We start from the raw sequence: 17734 nt of genomic DNA on the forward strand, positions 1-17734 counted from the left end.
CGGCGAAGCGAAGGAGCTTAGCCGGGCGGCGTCGCGCTGCGCCGCCCTTTCCATAAAACTCCTGGGACAAACGAGGTGTGAGCTTTCACACGCAGCCATGAATTGCCTTGCGGCATCGGCTTCCGGCAGAGTCTGGTTTCCGTCAGGCCCCGCATACGGCACACCTGCACCCTCAGGGGTGCGGCACCACACAACTCCACAGACGCCGCCGTATGCCGCCCGAGCACCACGCGGCACTCCCGCAGGGGAGCGCCCACCGGGCCCGTGCCTCCCGTGACCTAGCAAGAGGGAGTGCCAGTGCCAGGGGCACGATTGCGCCCGCGAGGTCACCTGTGCGGGCGTTGCTGGAAGGAAACCGTGTGAGCCGGATCTCGGTCCGGGGATTCGCAGTGGCGTCCGCCACCGCAGTCACCACTGTCGGCGCTGTCGTGGGTGTTGCCTCGGGCAACACCGTGCCCGCGAACGGCGACAACCTGGAGACGACCGCGGCAGACGCGACGCTCCTCGCAGACATCCCCGTCGGTGAGCAGGCCCAGGTTCAGGTCGCATCCCTGACCCAGCAGGCCGACGCCCAGGCGGCGGCGGCCGACGCGGCCGCGAGGAAGTCCGCCGAGGAGGCGGCCCGCCTCCAGGCCGCCAAGGACGCCGAGGCGAAGAAGGAAGCGGCCGAGGAGAAGGCCCAGCGCGAGGCCGAGGCCAAGGAGGCCGAGGAGCGCGCCAGCCGGTCCGCCGTCCGCGACGCCTCGAGCTTCGCGGCGCAGTCCTCGTACAGCATCTCCGAGGTCCAGGCGATCGCCCGCCAGATGGTCCCCGGCGACCAGTTCCAGTGCTTCAGCAACATCGTGGACCACGAGTCCAGCTGGAACTACCGGGCCCAGAACCCGTCCTCGGGCGCCTACGGTCTCGTGCAGGCGCTGCCGGGCTCCAAGATGGCGTCCGCCGGCGCGGACTGGCAGACGAACCCCGCCACCCAGATCAAGTGGGGCCTCAACTACATGAACGACCGCTACGGCAGCCCCTGCGGCGCCTGGTCGTTCTGGCAGGCCAACAACTGGTACTAGGCAACCGGTACCGACCGGGCCCCGGATACCCGGGTGTTCCGGCTGCTCGACTCCGCTGAGCCCCTCACCGTCCGACGGTGGGGGGCTCGGTGCGTGTACGGTCGGGACGGACCTTGGGGGAGAGGGAAGCACGAGATGTCGAAGACGCCAGCGTGGCTGGACCGGCTGGGGGCCGGACTGTCCCGGCTCGGGGCACGGTTGGAGGAGCGCCGGGCCGCCGCGGCGGCCGGGGACAACGGAAACGGCGCGGGTGACGGGGATCCGGGCACCGTGCCGCCCGACCACGTCCCGCCTCCTCCCGCGTACGCCCCCGAGGTTCCCGCGCGGCCGCACCCGGCCGAGGCCATCCCCTGGGGGATGAGGGTCGCTGCCGAGGCCGGCTGGCGGCTGCTGATCCTGGCCGGGACGCTCTGGGTGCTGATGCGGGTCATCAGCGCGGTCCAGCTCGTCGTGCTCGCCTTCGTCGCCGCCCTGTTGGTCACCGCCCTGCTCCAGCCGACGGTGGCCCGGCTGAGGAGGGTCGGGCTGCCGCGCGGGCTCGCCACTGCCCTCACGGCGATCCTGGGCTTCGTCGTGATCGGACTCGTCGGCTGGTTCGTCGTCTGGCAGGTGCTGGACAACCTCGACAACGTCGCCGACCGGGTCAAGGACGGTATCGAGGAGCTCAAGCGCTGGCTGCTCAACAGCCCGTTCCACGTGACCGAGCGCCAGATCAACGACATCGCCAAGAACCTCCAGGACACCATCGGCACCAACACGCAGGAGATCACCTCCGCCGGTCTCGAGGGCGTGAGCGTGATGGTGGAGATCCTCACCGGGATGCTGCTGGCGCTGTTCTCGACCCTCTTCCTGCTCTACGACGGCAAGCGGATCTGGCAGTGGTCCCTGAAGCTGGTGCCCTCGGCGGCCCGCCCCGGTGTCGCCGGCGCCGGCCCCCGTGCCTGGCGGACGCTGACGGCGTACGTGCGGGGCACGGTCGTGGTCGCCCTCATCGACGCGATCTTCATCGGCCTGGGCATCTACTTCCTCGACGTGCCGCTGGCCGTTCCGCTCGCCGTCTTCATCTTCCTGTTCTCCTTCATCCCTCTCGTGGGTGCGGTTGTCTCGGGCGCCCTCGCCGTCGTCGTCGCGCTGGTCACCCAGGGCGTGTTCACCGCCCTCATGGTGCTGCTGGTGGTGCTCGCCGTGCAGCAGATCGAGGGGCACGTGCTGCAGCCGTTCATCCTCGGCCGCGCCGTCCGCGTCCATCCGCTGGCCGTCGTGCTCGCGGTCGCCACGGGCGGTCTGACGGCGGGTATCGGCGGCGCGGTGGTCGCGGTGCCGTTGGTGGCGGTGACGAACACGGTGGTCACCTACCTCCGTGCGTACGGCCGGGGGCAGGTCAGCCGGATCGGCCCCGCTCCGCACGGGGCGACGGTGGTGGACCTGGCGCCGACCCCGGCCCCGCCCGCACCGAAGTCCGAGTCCTCGCCCCCGGAGGGCGAGGAGCGCTCGTGATATCCGAGCCCGAACTGCTCGGCGGGGCCGGCGTTCCGGCCCCCCGCGCGGGTGACACGGTGGCCGGCGGGGCGGACCCGTCCGGGGACGGGCGGCGAACCGCGCCGTCCCGGCGCCCGTGGCTGTGGGCGCTCGGCGGCGCGGTGGCCGCCTCCGCGGTGTGGGCCGGCGGTCTGCATGCGTACGCGAACCGCGCCACCGACCTGCAGGGCTACCGCGTGAGCCGGAATCTGTGCCTGGACGCCCGGTTCACGGTCCTCGGCGGAGCACTCGGCGTACGGAAGGGCGCCACTGCGTCGGTCGACGAGCAGCCCGCGCTCGACCGCGCGCACTGCAGCTTCGAGCTCGACGGACGGGGGAAGGACGACGCCTACCACGTCACGGTGTCGTACCTGCTGCACAAGGAGACCGACCCGGGGGTGGAGTTCGACGCGCTGAGGCGCCCGTACGCGCCCGACGGCGACGGCCGCACCATCGAGCGGACCGACGGCATCGGCGAGCGTGCGCATCTCGTGGTGCCCACGGAGGCGTTTCCGAGGATGGAGTTGTCCGTGCTCGACGGCCCGGCCGAGCTGGAGGTGGCCGTCTCCGCCCCCTTCGTACCGGCCGGCGACGACGGCGACGAGGTGCTCCTCCCGGACCCCGAGGCGCTGATGGCGCTCGAGGACCACGTGATCGAGGACACGAGGCGGCTGATGGCCAGGCTCAAACAGCCCGCGTGACACGAGCCGCTGTGCGGGCGGCCGGCGTCGACCGGCGTGTTTCCCCGCGTACGGCGAGGGCGCCCCGCCCGGCTGCATGCCGGGCGGGGCGCCCTCGTCACGACCCGGCCGGACGGCCGGGACGTCTCACTGCTCGGCCAGAACGGCCTCGGCGTCCAGCGTCGTGCCGACGGCCTGGATCACCGAGGCGATCTTGAAGGCCTCCTGGACGACGTCGCGCTCGACGCCGGCCTTGCGGAGCACCTGCTCGTGCGAGTCGAGGCACTGTCCGCAGCCGTTGATCGCGGAGACCGCCAGCGACCACAGCTCGAAGTCGGTCTTCTCGACACCGGGGTTGCCGATGACGTTCATCCGCAGACCGGCGCGCAGCGTCCCGTACTCGGGGTCCGACAGCAGGTGCCGGGTCCGGTAGAAGACGTTGTTCATCGCCATGATCGCGGCGGCCGACTTGGCGGCGGTGTACGCCTCGTCCGACAGGTTGGCCTTGGCCTCGGGCTCCAGCTCGCGCAGCACGATCGGCGAGCGGGAGGCGATCGCGCAGGCCAGGACCGTGCCCCACAGCTGCTGCTGCGGGAGGTCGCTGTTGCCGATCACCGAACCGAGGTTCAGCTTCAGGTCCTTGGCGTAGTCCGGCAGGGCGGACTTCAGCTCATCGAGCGCCATGCTCACTCACCGGCCAGCAGCTTGACCGGGTCGAGGGTGTTCTCGCCCTTGGTCCAGTTGCAGGGGCAGAGCTCGTCGGTCTGCAGGGCGTCGAGGACCCGCAGGACCTCCTTGGGGTTACGGCCGACGGAGCCGGCGGTCACCATCGTGAACTGGATCTCGTTGTTCGGGTCGACGATGAAGACGGCGCGCTGGGCGAAGCCGTCCTCGCCCTCGATGCCGAGGTCGCGCATCAGCTCGTGCCGGCTGTCGGCCATCATCGGGAAGGGCAGGTCACGCAGGTCGGCGTGGTCCTTGCGCCAGGCGTGGTGGACGAACTCGGAGTCGCCGGAGAAGCCGAGGATCTGGGCGTCACGGTCGGCGAACTCGTCGTTCAGCTTGCCGAACGCGGCGATCTCGGTCGGGCAGACGAAGGTGAAGTCCTTGGGCCACGCGAAGACGACCTTCCACTTGCCCTCGTAGGACTTGTGGGTGATCTGCTCGAACTCCTTGCCGCTCTCCAGCGAGACGCAGGCGGTCAGCTCGAAGGTGGGGAACTGGTCACCGACAGTGAGCACACGCTCTCCTTGCAACAGGACGCCCCTCGTGAGGGCCTCCGGGGGGTTGGACGGATCTCCACCCTGGCACAGAGTGCATTGATCAAAGAAATAGCTAGACTGGCTCGCCGTGATCGGAGGTGCTTATCAGTGGTGGCGATGAATGTGGCGAATCGGGGCAAACAGCCCAGTCTGGCTCAGCTTCGAGCCTTCGCGGCCGTCTCCGAACATCTGCACTTCCGGGACGCGGCCGCCGCAATCGGGATGAGTCAGCCGGCGCTGTCCGGGGCCGTGTCCGCGCTGGAGGAGGCACTGGGTGTCCAGCTGCTGGAGCGTACGACGCGCAAGGTCCTCCTGTCGCCCGCCGGTGAGCGGCTCGCCGTCCGGGCCAGGGCGGTCCTCGACGCCGTCGGCGAACTGCTGGAGGAGGCCGAGGCGGTACGGGCGCCGTTCACCGGGGTGCTGCGGCTCGGCGTGATCCCGACCGTCGCCCCGTACCTGCTGCCGAGCGTGCTGCGGCTGGTCCACGAGCGCTATCCGGATCTGGACCTCCAGGTCCACGAGGAGCAGACGTCGTCGCTGCTGGAGGGGCTGGCCGCGGGCCGCCTCGACCTGCTGCTCCTGGCGGTCCCCCTCGGGGTGCCCGGGGTGACGGAACTGCCGCTGTTCGACGAGGACTTCGTGCTGGTGACGTACGACGACCACTGGCTCGGCGGCCGCCAGGACATTCCGCGCGAAGCCCTCAGGGAACTCCCGCTGCTGCTGCTCGACGAGGGCCACTGCCTGCGCGACCAGGCCCTCGACATCTGCCGGGAGGCGGGCCGCACCGAGGGAGCGCCGGTCACCACCACCGCGGCCGGGCTGTCCACCCTGGTCCAGCTGGTCGCGGGCGGACTGGGCGTCACCCTCCTCCCGCGTACCGCCGTCCAGGTCGAGACCGGCCGTAACCCGGCCCTGGCCACCGGCTACTTCGCGGACCCGGCCCCCGCCCGCCGGGTCGCCCTGGCGATGCGCACGGGCGCGGCCCGCCAGGGCGAGTTCCAGCAGTTCGCGGGCGCGCTCCGGGAGGCCCTGGGAGACCTCCCGGTACGCGTGCTCCACGACGGGGGGCTCACTCCGTCCGCAGTCCTTCCGGCCGCATCAGCCGAAGCAGCGGCGGCAGGCTGAGGACCGCCACCAGGAGCACGACGCCGGCGCCGACGCCCGTCATGGACGCGACCGCGGTCCAGTCGACGGCGACGGGGGCCGCCACCATCTTCAGCAGGACGACGCCCAGGCCCACGCCGACGGCCATCGCCAGACCGAGGCCGAGGGCGATCGGGACCGCCGTCTGCCACAGGACCGAGACGCTCAGCGTCGAGCGGCGCGTGCCGAAGGCGACGAGGGCCGAGAGCAGCTTCTTGCGCTCGCGCAGCTGCTCCAGCTGGGAGACCAGCAGGCTGGCGCCGATCAGCAGCAGGACGCACGAGGCGCCGAGGAGGAGTCCGGTCCGGATCGAGACGAAACGACCGGACTGCTCCGTGTCCTGGAGATGGAACGGGGTGATCGCCGGATCCGCCTTGAGGACGGCCGTACGCGCGTGCTCCACGGCGTCCGGCACCGACGGGTCCAGCTGGATGTAGACCGAGGCGTGCCCGGAGGAGCCGAGATTCCGCGGGGCGGCGCCGTTCGTCGCGAGCACGCCCGAGCGCTTTTCGCCGTTCGGGTCGGGGCGGGCGGCCACGCGCCGGGTGTCGGCGGGAAGCATCCACCGGACCGCTTCGGCGGTGTCGTCGCCGTAGACGGCGCCCGCGTACAGCTTCCGGCCGGGCTTCGCGATCTCCTCGGCCCCGGCCGGGTCGTCACCGCCGTCCAGGACGAAGGTGTCGCCGTCCTTGCAGGAGGGGAGCACCGCCACCTCGCGCAGTGCCGCACAGCTGCCGATGGTGAGCATGGCCGTCCGCTGCGGGTCGCCCGTCGTGGTGGCGAGCTCGGTGCCGGTCAGTGCGGTCGCCCTGGTGACGCCTTCGGCCTGGTCGATCTGCCGGGCCACGGCCTCGGTGCGGCCGGCGGCGTCGCTGCCGCTCGGGATCATGGCCATGATCGCCGCCCGGGTCGGGTCGGCTCCGGTGTTCCTGGTGTACGAGCCCTCCACGCCGGCGAAGAGCATCTGCAGCGCGATGGCTCCGGCGACGGCCACGGCGATGCCGTTCACCAGCCGGGCCGCCGCGCCGCTGCTCATCTGCAGCCGCCGGACGGCCAGTTGCCAGGCGACGGACCCGCCGGTGCCAAGGCGGGAGACGACCGCCTCCACCAGCCACGGCAGCAGGGCCGTGATGCCGATCAGCAGCAGCACCACGCCGCCGATGACCTGCCACTGGCTGAATTCGCCGCCTTCGTCGCCCTGACCGATCATCGGGTAGAGCAGGGCGACACCCGCCAGCGGCGGCAGCAGCCGCCAGACCACGCGCCGGCGCGCGGGCCGCGCCGTACGCACCACGCCCAACGGCTCGATGACGACACCGCGCAGCGCGAACAGCGTCACCGCGACCGCCGCGGCCGGCACCGCCAGCGCCACGAGCACCGCGAGCCAGGGAGCGGGGTCGAGGTCGCCGGGGAAGACGCTCAGCCGGAACAGGTTCACCCCGGCCGCCGACTGGCGGACCGCCAGGAAGAACCCGGCGCCGAGCACCAGGCCGAACACGGACCCGGCCATCGCCTCCCCGGCCGCGATCCGGCGGACCGACCGGGCGTCGGCCCCGACGAGCCGCAGGGCGGCGAGCCGCCGGTCGCGCCGCTCGCCGCCGAAGCGCACCGCGGTCGCGATGAAGACGGCCACCGGCATCAGCAGGGCGACGAACACCAGCAGGATGAGCAGGGTGAGGACGGGGTCCAGCGGTTCCGGTTCGGCGGAGTTGTCGAACCCCGTGACGCGCGGGACCTTCCCGCCCAGCTGCCTCAGCCGGTCGTCGCCCGCGTAGTAGGCGAGTTCGCCGGGCCCGATCAGCCCCTCGTCGCCGATGACCGCCGTGATCCGCTGATCCAGGCGCTCGCGCAGGAGCGCGCCGTCCTCCGACTTCAGCAGGGCGTCGAGCGACGGCGAGACGGCCATCTCGCCGTCGGCGGGGAAGCTCTCCAGGCCGGGCGGTAGCGGGGCGTCGGGCCCCTCCGGCTTGAGGAGGCGGCCGTGGACCTCGTCGGCGCGGAAGCGGGTGTCCGCCTCGCCGATGAGCAGGGTGTCGCGGCCGGGCTGCTCGGCGGTCGGCGCCGTGTGCTCACTGCGGGCGGAGGCACGCGCGTCCCGTGCGGCCAGCGCGCTCGGGATCGCGGTCGTCACCAGCAGGAGCGCCACGCCGAGCCCGACGCCGACGCCCGTGAGCAGCGTGCGGGTCCAGCCCTCGCGGCCGCCGCTCAGCGCGAACCTGACGCCCATGAGCAGATCGCGGGTCCGGGGCCCGGGGCTCACAGCGCGTGCTCCATGTCCCGGCACCTTCCGTCGCGTACGACGATCTCCCGGTCGGAGTAGGCGGCGACGCGGGCCTCGTGGGTGACGAGGACGACGGCGGCGTCGGTGGACCGGGCGGCGTCGGTGAGCAGCTGCATCACCCGCTCGCCGTTGAGGGAGTCCAGCGCACCGGTCGGCTCGTCAGCGAAGAGCACCCGAGGGCCGGTCACGAGGGAGCGGGCCACGGCGACCCGCTGCCCCTGACCGCCGGAGACCTCACCCGGGCGCTTGGACGCGAGGTCGTCGACCTCGACGCGCTCCATCCACTCCAGGGCGGTGCGCTCGGCGTCCCTGCGCCGGGCGCCGTTCAGCCGCAAGGGCAGGGCGACGTTCTCCACGCAGGTCAACTCGGGTACGAGCTGGCCGAACTGGAAGATGAAGCCGAACTCCCCACGGCGCAGCGCGCTGCGCTCGGCGTCGTTCATCGCCGACAGTTCGCGGCCCTGGTAGTCGATGCTGCCGGCGTCCGGGGTGACGATTCCGGCGAGGCAGTGCAGCAGGGTCGACTTGCCGGATCCGGAGGGGCCCATCACGGCGACGACCTCGCCGGGGCGGATGGAGAACTCGGCGCCGTCGAGGGCTTTGGTGTGGCCGTACGTCTTGTGGAGGCCGCGCGCGGCGAGCAGGGGGCCGGCGGGGTTCATGCGGTGACCTCCCGGGCGAGCGTGTCGAGCCGGGCGGCGGCGAGCTCGAGCCAGCGCAGGTCAGCCTCCAGGTGGAACAGCGCGTGGTCGCAGATGAGCTGGTCGGCGAGGTCGCCGTGGCGCTTGCGCTCGGTGAGGACGCGCATCATCCGCAGATGCTCCGAACGCTGGGTGTCGAGCAGTTCGGCGGCGCTGCGGCCGGTGAGCAGCGCGAGGACGACCTTGGTGAAGAGGGTCGACTGGAGGTACGGCTCCGGCTTCTCGGGAGTGGCGAGCCACCGGGCGACATCGGTGACGCCCGCCTCGGTGATCGCGTACCGCTTGCGCTCGGGGCCGCCGCCGGCCTCGATGCCGTCGACCTCGACCAGGCCGTTCTTCAGCAGCCGGGACATCGTCGAGTAGACCTGGCCGTAGTGCAGCGGCCGGTCGTGACCGAACTTCTCGTCGAACGCGCGCTTGAGGTCGTAGCCGTGGCGCGGGCCGGACTCCAGGAGCCCGAGGAGGGTGTGACCGATGGACATGCCGAGGACTCTACACAGTGCGTATACATCGTGTGTATATGCACGGTGCAGAGTCGTTTCGGCGGGGCTGTTCCCGCAGGTCGGAACGGATTGTCACGATTCCGAACGGACGCTCGCGGCCTTCGTCCGGGCGCCGGTCCCTCCGGCGCTCCGGTCCCGTGCGCCCATCCGGCCGGCCGGGGCGCGACCCCCTCCGGGGCGGCCCGGTCATTCCTCGGGCGGCGCCTTCGGCGGCCGTCCGCGGCGGGGGATGGGCTTGACGCCGCCGGGCAGGCGGCCCGACTCCGACAGCGCCCTGCGCAGCAGGAACTCGATCTGCGCGTTGGCGCTGCGCAGTTCGTCCGAGGCCCAGCGCGCCAGCGCCTCGTACACCGCCGGGTCGAGGCGCAGCAGCACCTGCTTCCGTTCGGGAGGGGTCACTGGTAGAGCGTGCCCGTGTTCAGGACGGGCTGTGCGGCACGGTCGCCGCAGAGCACCACCATCAGGTTCGACACCATCGCCGCCTTGCGCTCGTCGTCCAGCTCCACCAGGCCGTCCTCGGTGATCCTCGCCAGTGCGGCCTCCACCATGCCGACCGCGCCGTCCACGATCTGCCGGCGGGCGGCCACCACGGCCCCCGCCTGCTGGCGCTGGAGCATCGCCGAGGCGATCTCGGGTGCGTACGCGAGGTGCGTGAAGCGGGACTCGACGATGTGGACGCCCGCGGCCTCCACTCGTGCGCGCAGCTCCAGGGCCAGCTTCTCGGTGATCTCCTCGGCGTTGCCGCGCAGCGAGAGTCCGTTCTCGTCGTGCGCGTCGTACGGGTACTCGATGGCGATGTGCCGCACCGCCGCCTCGGTCTGGGTGGAGACGAACTCCCGGAAGTCGTCCACCTCGAACATCGCCTGCGCGGTGTCCTCGACCTTCCACACGACCACCGCGGCGAGCTCGATCGGGTTGCCGTAGGCGTCGTTGACCTTCAGCACCGCGGTCTCGTGGTTGCGGATCCGGGTCGAGATCTTCGCCCGCGTGGTGAACGGGTTGACCCAGCGCAGCCCGTCCGTGCGGATCGTGCCCCGGTAGCGGCCGAAGAGCTGCACCACCCGCGCCTCGCCCGGCGCGATCATGTTGAGTCCGCACATCGCGAGGGCCGAGGCGACCACCACGACGATTCCGAGGACGATCAGTGCTGCCTTCGCGGCCGTCGCCGCCGCTGTGGCGCCCGTCACCATCAGCGCGACGCCGGCCGCCAGTCCGGCGAGGCCGAGCAGCAGCGCCAGGCCGCCGCCGATGCTGCGCGCGGCGAATTCGCCGACCCTCGGCTCGGGCATCTCGGGTGCGGCGTCGTTGTGCAGGGATGTGCTGGTCGCAGACATGGTGGTCCCCCGTTCCGCGGGCCGGTACCGCGGCCCGACTAGCTAGCAATGTGATTACACATTATCTGAACTCGCAACCCTGCGCACCTCTCGTGAGTCGGTTCCATTGGAGACGGGTGCTGATTGTCACGTCCGGAAAAGGCCGGATCGGTTGTCCTTTGTCTGTACGACCGGTGTTAGCTTTCTGAGCTGATCTGGCGACGACCGCCGGCGTACGGCACGACGAACCACGAGCGCGGAACAGAGAGCGGAGCAAACGGAGCGATGGGCCGAGCGGATGCGCGGAGAGCCCGGCAGCGCGACGCGCGCCGGGCGGGCAAGGCCGGGGGGATACGGCGCTTCTTCACCTGGAGGAAGCTGCTGGGCACCTTCTTCACCCTCTGCCTGCTGGGCATGGGCGCGCTCTTCATCGTCTACCTGCTGGTGCCGGTACCCACGGCCAACGCGCAGGCGGAGAAGGAGAGCAACGTCTACAAGTACAGCGACGGCTCCGTCCTGACCCGCACCGGCACCGTCAACCGGGAGATCGTCGGTCTGGACAAGATCCCGGACGAGGTCGAGAAGGCCTTCGTCGCCGCCGAGAACAAGACCTTCTACAAGGACTCCGGCGTCGACCTGAAGGGCACCGCCCGCGGTGTCCTCAACACCCTGACCGGCAAGGGCAAGCAGGGTGGTTCGACCATCACCCAGCAGTACGTCAAGAACTACTACCTGAACCAGGATCAGACGGTCACGCGCAAGCTCAAGGAGCTGGTGATCTCGCTGAAGGTGGACCAGGAGAAGGACAAGGAAGAGATCCTCGCCGGCTACCTGAACACCAGCTACTACGGGCGCGGCGCCTACGGCATCCAGGCCGCGGCCCAGGCGTACTACCGCAAGGACGCCCAGAAGCTGACCGTCGCCGAGGGCGCGTATCTCGCCGCCCTGCTCCAGGCCCCCAGCCAGTACGACTGGGCGGTGGCCTCGCCGACCGGCAGGAAGCTGGTGAGCGAGCGCTGGAACTACGTCCTGGACAACATGGTCGGCGAGAACTGGCTGGACTCGTCCACGCGTTCGGGCCTCAAGTTCCCCGTCCCGAAGGAGCCGAAGGTCGCCCCCGGCATGGAGGGGCAGACCGGCTACCTGGTCAAGGCCGCCAACGCCGAACTGGCCAAGCGCGGCGTCGGCGAGGACCAGATCGAGGCCGGCGGCTGGACGATCACGCTCAGCATCGACAAGAAGCGTCAGGACGCCCTCGTCAAGGCCGTCGACGAGCAGCTGGAGAAGAAGCTCGACCGCAAGGGCGACAAGCGCGACGCGACCGTCCAGGCGGGCGCGACCTCAGTCGACCCGAAGACCGGCAAGGTCGTCGCCCTGTACGGCGGAGTCGGGGCGACCGAGCACTGGATCTCCAACGCCACGCGGCGGGACTACCAGCCGGCCTCCACCTTCAAGCCCATCGTGCTGGCCTCCGCGCTGGAGAGCAGGGCCGAGACCCAGGACGGCCGGCGCATCGGCCTCAACACGATCTACGACGGCGACAGCAAGCGCCCGGTGGAGGGCAGCGACACCCCCTTCGCACCGGAGAACGAGGACGACCGCAGCTACGGGCCGGTCACCGTCCAGCGGGCCACCAACAGCTCGATCAACTCGGTGTACGCCCAGATGATCGTGGACGTCGGGCCCGCCAAGGTGAAGGAGACCGCGCTCGGCCTCGGGATGCACGACGGCGAGGGCTGGCCGGTGCGGCCGGCGATGTCGCTCGGCACGATGGGCGCCTCGACCTGGGACATGGCAGCGGTCTACGCGACCCTCGACAACCACGGCGAGCAGGTCACGCCCTCGATCGTCAAGGACGCCAAGCACCGGACCCGCGAGGCGGGGGCCGCGGCCGAGGGCGGCGACCGGGTCATCAGCCGGGAGGCGGCCGACACCGTGACCCAGGCGATGACCGGCGTGGTGCGCAGCGGCTCCGGCCGCAACGCGCAGGGCGACTACTACGCGGCGGGCAAGACAGGTACCTCGGAGAACAACCGCTCGGCCTGGTTCGTGGGCTACACGCCGGAACTCGTCACCGCCGTCGGCCTGTTCGGCGAGGACGCCAAGGGCAGCCAGGTCACCCTGACCGACACCGTCAACGAGGGCCGCGCCAACGGCGGTGGCGTGCCGGCCATGATCTGGCAGCAGTACACGACCGGCGCGCTCGGCGGGGGCTCGGACGAGCGCTTCGACCTGGAACTGATGGAGCCGGTGCAGGAGGAGCCCCCGGCGAGCCCGAGCGGGTCGCCCTCCGAGAGCGAGGAGCCGGACGAGCCCTCGGACAAGCCGTCGCAGTCGGAGGAGCCGGACGACCGGCCGAGCAACTCGCCCGACCCCACGCCGTCGGACGACGAGTCCACCGGACCGGGCGACTCGACGGGCACCTCGGAGGGCACCGACAGCGGTACCACCGAGGGCGGCGGGACCGACTCCGGCACCACGGAGGGCGGCGAGGGCGACGGCGGCACCGGTAACGCGGGCACCACGGACGGGACGACGTCGGGGACCACGTCCGGCGTACGGCCCCGACCGCAGAACACCTGAGGGTCGCGCGACACGCGAAAGGGCCCGGCGCCGAGGCGCCGGGCCCTTCCGCGTGGTCCCACGGACGCTGCGGTCAGCCTCCGTTGACCTCCTTGGAGATCCGGTCGCCGATCTCCTTGTCGACGTTGCGCCAGTACTGCACCGCCCGGTCCAGCACCGGCCGTGACACGCCCTGCTTCAGATGGCCGCTGACGTTCGACACCAGCCGCGAACGCGCGGCGTCGTCGAGCACGTTGCGGACCATCGTCCCCGCCTGGCCCCAGTCGTCGTCCTCACGGTGCAGCTTGTACGCCTCGCGCACCATCTCGCCGGCCGTGGCCCATCCCGCGGGGTCGCCGAAACGCGCGAAGTCGGCGTCCGGGCCGCCGTAGGAGTTCGGGGCGTACGGCCGTGCCGCACGGGACGGCGCGTACCGCATGGGACCGTCCTTGGCGTACGAGTTCACCGGTGCGTGCGGCCGGTTGGGCGGCAGCTGCGCGTAGTTGGGGCCGATCCGGTACCGGTGGGTGTCCGGGTACGAGAAGAGCCGGCCGAGCAGCATCTTGTCCGGCGACGGCCCGATGCCCGGCACCATGTTCGACGGCTCGAAGGCGGCCTGCTCGATGTGGACGAAGTAGTCCTCCGGATTCCGGTTCAGCGTCATCCGGCCCACGTCGATCAGCGGGTAGTCCCCGTGCGGCCACACCTTCGTCAGGTCGAAGGGGTTGAACCGGTAGTCCGCGGCGTCCTCGAACGGCATGATCTGGACCTTCAGGGTCCACGAGGGCGCGTCCCCGGCCTCGATCGCCTCGTACAGGTCGCGCCTGTGCTTGTCCGCGTCGAAACCGGCGAGTTCGTCGGCCTCCTCCTGGGTGAGGAAGTCGATGCCCTGATCGGTCTTGAAGTGGTACTTCACCCAGAACCGCTCACCGGCGCCGTTGACCCACATGTAGGTGTGCGATCCGTAGCCGTTCATGTGGCGGTAGGTCTTGGGAATGCCCCGGTCGCCCATCAGCCAGGTGACCTGGTGCGCCGACTCGGGGGAGAGGGTCCAGAAGTCCCACTGCATGTCGTTGTTGCGCAGGCCGGTGGCCGGGTGGCGCTTCTGCGACCTGATGAAGTCCTGGAACTTGATCGTGTCGCGTACGAAGAAGATCGGCGTGTTGTTGCCGACCAGATCGTAGTTGCCCTGCTCGGTGTAGAACTTCAGCGCGAAGCCGCGCGGGTCGCGCCAGGTGTCCGGGGAGCCCTGCTCACCGGCGACCGTCGAGAACCGGGCCAGCATCTCGGTGCGCTTGCCCGGCTGGAACAGGTCCGCCCTGGTGAACTGGCTGACGTCGTTGGTGACTTCGAAGAAGCCGTACGCGCCGGAGCCCTTGGCGTGCACCACCCGTTCGGGGACCCGTTCGCGGTTGAACTGGGCCATCTTCTCGATCAGGTAGTGGTCCTGGAGAAGGATCGGGCCGTCGGGCCCCACGGTCAGCGAGTGCTCGTCGCTCTCCACGGGGATGCCGTGGTTGTTCGTCGTGTACGGAGCCTTGGGGGGTGACTCGGTCACGAGCGTCCTCCCATCCATCGAGGGGAATGTGGTCGCTTCGGCCGTGTGCCCCAGTCAACTCCTCACATGCGAAGTCGGCAACATTTGGACCGGGTCCAGGTTTGGTCCCGTTACGGGTCATGCCTGGGTGGACAGCTCGAACCAGACGACCTTGCCCGTGGAGAGCCGGGTCGCTCCCCACCGTCTGGCCAGCCGGTTCACCAGGAACAGCCCGCGGCCGCCCTCGTCCGTGTCCCGGGCCCGCCGCTGGCGCGGGAGCTGCGGGGAGTCGTCGCCGACCTCGCAGCGCAGCACGTCGGTGCGCAGCAGCCGCAGGGTCACGGGCCGCTCCGCGTACCGCACCGCATTGGTGACCACCTCGCTGACCAGCAGCTCCACCGAGTCGGACAGCTCCTCCAGGCCCCATCGGGTCAGCGCCCTGCGGGCCAGCCGGCGGGCCCGGCCGGGCGCCGAGTCCTCCGGCTCCAGGAACCAGTACGCGACGTCACTCGGCGCGATCCCGTCGAAACGGGCCGCGAGCAGCGCGATGTCGTCGTCCCGGTCGCCCGGGCCGAGCATGTCCAGCACGTCGTCGCAGAGCGCCTCCAGTGGCGGCGAGTGATCGGGCCCGGTGAGCTGCGCCGTCGCGGCCAGCCGCTCCCTCAGCTGCTCGATACCGGTCCACACGTCCCGCAGCCGCGACTCCACCAGCCCGTCGGTGTAGAGCAGCAGCGTCGCGCCGGCGGGCGCGTCCAGCTCCACGGCCTCGAAGTCCACCCCGCCCACGCCGATGGGGGCGCCGGGCGGAACCCGCAGGACCTCCGCACGGCCGCCGAGGTGCAGCAGTATCGGTGGCGGATGGCCGGCGTTGGCGATCGTGATCCGGTGCGAGACCGGGTCGTAGACCGCGTACAGGCAGGTCGCCATGCGGTCGGTGCCGAGCCGCTGCGCCTGCTCGTCGAGGTGGTGCAGCACCTCCTGGGGCGGCAGGTCCAGACCGGCCAGGGTCTGGGCCGTCGTCCGCAGCTGGCCCATGATCGCGGCCGAGGTCATGGAATGGCCCATGACGTCGCCGACGACCAGGGCGACCCGGCTCCCGGGCAGCGGGATGGCGTCGTACCAGTCGCCGCCCACCCGGGCCGTCTCGGCGGCCGGGAGATAGCGGGAGGCAAGCCGCACACCGGTCGGCTGCGGCAGTCCTTCGGGCAGCATCGTGCGCTGCAATTCGTCCGCGATGTACGCCTCACGGCCGTACAGGACCGCCTTGTCGATGCCGAGCGCGGTGTGCGTCGCCAGCTGGGCGGCCACGAGCAGATCGTCCGGCTCGAAGGCCGGCCTGTCCGGACGGCGCAGGAAGATCGCGGCGCCGGTGACCCGGCGCCGGCCGCGCAGCGGGGCCAGGATCGACCGGTGCCCGGCGGGCAGGGTCTTGCCGTCGCCCAGCAGCTCGGGCAGGGCGGCCCGGGCTGCGGCCGAGTCGCCGAAGACGGGACGCACTCCCCGCAGCACCTCCGCGAGGGCGCCGCCCGCGATCACCTCGCACAGTTCGGCGGCCGGCGCGACCTCGGCCGGGGCGCCGAGCACCGGCACCTGGACGCCGCCCATCAGGGCGCCCTCCGTGTCCTCGTCGGTTAAACGCAGCCGGTCGGTCCGGCGGAGCCGCAGCACGAACGGCGCCACGGGCCGCTCGTCGCCCACGGGCAGCGGATCGCGCAGATACACGAGGATCGCGTCGGAGAACGTGGGCACCGTGGCCCGGCACAGCCCGAGCACGATCTCGTCCAGGTCTATGCCGCGGGCGATCCGCCGGGTCGCCGCCCCGACGAAGCGCAGCCGGTCGCCCTCGCGGCGCGCCAGGCCCGCCGGGTCCTGCGGCGCCTCCGGGGGCGCGGGCGGCTGCGGCGGGACCGCGGCCGGCAGCGGGGCATGGGCGGCGGCCTCCTGCCGCGGCCGGGTGCGCTCCTGCGGCCGGGCAGCGACAGGCTGCCGGCCTTCGTGGGAGGTGGGATGCTCCGTCACGCCTGGGATTCCGTCCGTCCGGGCCGGTGGTGCGAGGCTGGGAACCGTCCTGCCGGTCCTGCCGAGCACGGCACGACCGGCACGGCGGGTCCCGGCGCCCCGGGTGCCGCTGTGCGCCTCCGGGGGCGGTGACGATCGTGACCGTGCCGCGGTTCCCGGGAGCACCGGGTGGACGCACCCGGGGCCCGGGACGCCAACGCCCCTGGAAGGTCGATATAGCCCATACCCAATCCGAGCGGGGCCTCGACAGAACGGGGGAGATCCGGGCGCACATCCGGCACGGTTCAGTCCCCCTTTTGATGACTTACGGTCAGTTCTTGTGCTGCGCTCAATCGTTGATGCGACGTGGCCTTGCGGAGGACGATCCTACGTTTGAACCCCGGGGGCGCATCAAGGGTCTCACGGCGTCGTCATGCGGACGTGGGTGCAGGGGTCCGATTCCAGTCGGCCGGCAGCTCCGGTACAGGCCAGCGGGGGTCGGGCCGCCAGTCCTCCCAGCCGTCGGAGTACGGCGGGCCCCAGGCCCTGATCACCTCGACCGCCTCCAGACCGGCCGCGCGCACCAGCCGGGCCTGGTCCTCGCCCATCAGCCCGGCCGTCCGCGCCTGGTCGAACTCGTCCTCGTCCAGCCAGTACCAGCTCCGGTCCGGCTGCACGGCGATGTCCAGAAAGTGATCCTCGGAGTCGATGCCGCCCGACCAACGCAGATGCGGCTCCTCCAGGTTCACGTACCAGTTCCTGAACTGCCAGCCCTGCTCCCAGAAGAGCCACACCGACCACGCGTCGCCGGGCCGGGCGAGCTTCAGGACGCCCGTGCCGGACCAGTGGGCGCGCACGGTCGTCCGGGGCACCGTGTAGCGCGTGGCGAGCGGTTCGCGGTGCACCGGCGTCCCGTCGGCGAGCACCGGCTTCACGCACTCGGTGCCCGGGGCCATCCACACCGCCAGCAGCTCGTCGGTGTCCCGGACCACGGTCACGGGTCTGCAGATGTGCACGTCGGAGGAGCCGTTGCCGCGATACCGCCAGAGGATCTGCTCCCCCGGCGCCCAGTGCTCGAAGCCCGCCGATCCCGTCATGCGGAGATCTTAGGCGTGGGCGAGCGGTCACGCTGCGGTACAGCTCACTGCGGTGCGCCGGGCCCCGGTACCGGGCGG

Annotated in this window: 15 protein-coding genes; 5 read left to right on the plus strand and 10 right to left on the minus strand. The window is 71.3% G+C overall.

Annotated elements, in window-relative coordinates; genetic code table 11:
• Window positions 1–359: 359 nt before the first annotated feature.
• The 3 genes from BLT82_RS04155 to BLT82_RS04165 all read left to right on the plus strand — a co-directional run bounded on the left by BLT82_RS04155 (window position 360) and on the right by BLT82_RS04165 (window position 3280).
• Window positions 360–1061, plus strand: coding sequence for an aggregation-promoting factor C-terminal-like domain-containing protein (locus tag BLT82_RS04155; protein WP_093652424.1), 702 nt, complete (start codon window positions 360–362; stop codon window positions 1059–1061).
• 135 nt (window positions 1062–1196) lie between these two features.
• Window positions 1197–2558 carry an AI-2E family transporter gene (locus BLT82_RS04160; protein ID WP_093652425.1) on the plus strand — a complete coding sequence of 454 codons (1362 nt, stop codon included), beginning with the start codon at window positions 1197–1199 and terminating at the stop codon, window positions 2556–2558.
• Entirely contained in the window at window positions 2555–3280 is a 726-nt protein-coding gene (locus BLT82_RS04165; protein WP_093652426.1) for a hypothetical protein, read from the plus strand. The genes BLT82_RS04160 and BLT82_RS04165 overlap by 4 nt, the downstream gene beginning before the upstream one ends.
• Window positions 3281–3406: 126 nt before the next feature.
• Here the strand turns inward: BLT82_RS04165 and BLT82_RS04170 are convergent, their stop codons facing one another.
• Both BLT82_RS04170 and BLT82_RS04175 read right to left on the minus strand, forming a co-directional pair.
• Window positions 3407–3943 (minus strand): alkyl hydroperoxide reductase, encoded by a 537-nt coding sequence (locus BLT82_RS04170; RefSeq protein ID WP_093652427.1) that lies wholly within the window; start codon window positions 3941–3943, stop codon window positions 3407–3409.
• Window positions 3944–3945: 2 nt separating this feature from the next.
• A complete protein-coding gene (locus BLT82_RS04175; protein ID WP_093652428.1) occupies window positions 3946–4500 on the minus strand; it encodes a peroxiredoxin in 555 nt (184 codons plus the stop codon).
• Between the two features lie 138 nt (window positions 4501–4638).
• Between BLT82_RS04175 and BLT82_RS04180 the strand changes: the two genes are divergently transcribed.
• Window positions 4639–5646 carry a hydrogen peroxide-inducible genes activator gene (locus BLT82_RS04180; RefSeq protein WP_093652678.1) on the plus strand — a complete coding sequence of 336 codons (1008 nt, stop codon included), beginning with the start codon at window positions 4639–4641 and terminating at the stop codon, window positions 5644–5646.
• On the opposite strand, the gene BLT82_RS04185 is transcribed toward BLT82_RS04180, so the two are convergent.
• The 5 genes from BLT82_RS04185 to BLT82_RS04205 all read right to left on the minus strand — a co-directional run bounded on the left by BLT82_RS04185 (window position 5591) and on the right by BLT82_RS04205 (window position 10483).
• Window positions 5591–7891: an FtsX-like permease family protein gene (locus BLT82_RS04185; RefSeq protein ID WP_093652679.1), complete on the minus strand. Its 2301-nt coding sequence runs from the start codon at window positions 7889–7891 to the stop codon at window positions 5591–5593. The genes BLT82_RS04180 and BLT82_RS04185 overlap by 56 nt on opposite strands.
• Before the next feature lie 29 nt (window positions 7892–7920).
• Window positions 7921–8607 carry an ABC transporter ATP-binding protein gene (locus BLT82_RS04190; RefSeq protein ID WP_093652429.1) on the minus strand — a complete coding sequence of 229 codons (687 nt, stop codon included), beginning with the start codon at window positions 8605–8607 and terminating at the stop codon, window positions 7921–7923.
• On the minus strand, window positions 8604–9128 hold the full coding sequence (locus tag BLT82_RS04195; RefSeq protein WP_093652430.1) for a PadR family transcriptional regulator: 525 nt from the start codon (window positions 9126–9128) through the stop codon (window positions 8604–8606). Before BLT82_RS04195 ends, BLT82_RS04190 begins: the two co-directional genes overlap by 4 nt.
• Window positions 9129–9335: 207 nt before the next feature.
• Complete coding sequence (locus BLT82_RS04200; protein WP_404203011.1) at window positions 9336–9599, minus strand: type II toxin-antitoxin system antitoxin; 264 nt, start codon at window positions 9597–9599, stop codon at window positions 9336–9338.
• Window positions 9545–10483 (minus strand): SPFH domain-containing protein, encoded by a 939-nt coding sequence (locus BLT82_RS04205; RefSeq protein ID WP_244291826.1) that lies wholly within the window; start codon window positions 10481–10483, stop codon window positions 9545–9547. The genes BLT82_RS04200 and BLT82_RS04205 overlap by 55 nt, the downstream gene beginning before the upstream one ends.
• 264 nt (window positions 10484–10747) lie before the next feature.
• On the opposite strand from BLT82_RS04205, the gene BLT82_RS04210 reads away from it, so the two are divergent.
• Window positions 10748–13045 (plus strand): transglycosylase domain-containing protein, encoded by a 2298-nt coding sequence (locus BLT82_RS04210; protein ID WP_093652432.1) that lies wholly within the window; start codon window positions 10748–10750, stop codon window positions 13043–13045.
• 73 nt (window positions 13046–13118) lie between these two features.
• On the opposite strand, the gene BLT82_RS04215 is transcribed toward BLT82_RS04210, so the two are convergent.
• The 3 genes from BLT82_RS04215 to fomD all read right to left on the minus strand — a co-directional run bounded on the left by BLT82_RS04215 (window position 13119) and on the right by fomD (window position 17656).
• Complete coding sequence (locus BLT82_RS04215) at window positions 13119–14600, minus strand: catalase (protein WP_455431870.1); 1482 nt, start codon at window positions 14598–14600, stop codon at window positions 13119–13121.
• Window positions 14601–14699: 99 nt separating this feature from the next.
• Entirely contained in the window at window positions 14700–16580 is a 1881-nt protein-coding gene (locus BLT82_RS04220; RefSeq protein WP_093652434.1) for an ATP-binding SpoIIE family protein phosphatase, read from the minus strand.
• Between the two features lie 410 nt (window positions 16581–16990).
• Window positions 16991–17656, minus strand: a complete 666-nt coding sequence (gene fomD / locus BLT82_RS04225; RefSeq protein WP_093652435.1) for a cytidylyl-2-hydroxypropylphosphonate hydrolase — start codon at window positions 17654–17656, stop codon at window positions 16991–16993.
• Between the last annotated feature and the right edge of the window lie 78 nt (window positions 17657–17734).

Source organism: Streptomyces wuyuanensis, from assembly GCF_900103455.1.
GTDB classification, from domain to species: Bacteria; Actinomycetota; Actinomycetes; order Streptomycetales; family Streptomycetaceae; genus Streptomyces; species Streptomyces wuyuanensis.

Excerpts from the sequence above, each read along its gene's own strand:
- BLT82_RS04160 (WP_093652425.1), top strand. The coding sequence starts at position 1,197 with ATGTCGAAGACGCCAGCGTGGCTGGACCGGCTGGGGGCCGGACTGTCC.
- BLT82_RS04205 (WP_244291826.1), bottom strand. The coding sequence starts at position 10,483 with ATGTCTGCGACCAGCACATCCCTGCACAACGACGCCGCACCCGAGATG.
- fomD (WP_093652435.1), bottom strand. The coding sequence starts at position 17,656 with ATGACGGGATCGGCGGGCTTCGAGCACTGGGCGCCGGGGGAGCAGATC.
- BLT82_RS04190 (WP_093652429.1), bottom strand. The coding sequence starts at position 8,607 with ATGAACCCCGCCGGCCCCCTGCTCGCCGCGCGCGGCCTCCACAAGACG.
- BLT82_RS04180 (WP_093652678.1), top strand. The coding sequence starts at position 4,639 with ATGAATGTGGCGAATCGGGGCAAACAGCCCAGTCTGGCTCAGCTTCGA.
- BLT82_RS04185 (WP_093652679.1), bottom strand. The coding sequence starts at position 7,891 with ATGGGCGTCAGGTTCGCGCTGAGCGGCGGCCGCGAGGGCTGGACCCGC.
- BLT82_RS04210 (WP_093652432.1), top strand. The coding sequence starts at position 10,748 with ATGGGCCGAGCGGATGCGCGGAGAGCCCGGCAGCGCGACGCGCGCCGG.
- BLT82_RS04170 (WP_093652427.1), bottom strand. The coding sequence starts at position 3,943 with ATGGCGCTCGATGAGCTGAAGTCCGCCCTGCCGGACTACGCCAAGGAC.
- BLT82_RS04195 (WP_093652430.1), bottom strand. The coding sequence starts at position 9,128 with ATGTCCATCGGTCACACCCTCCTCGGGCTCCTGGAGTCCGGCCCGCGC.
- BLT82_RS04215 (WP_455431870.1), bottom strand. The coding sequence starts at position 14,600 with ATGGATGGGAGGACGCTCGTGACCGAGTCACCCCCCAAGGCTCCGTAC.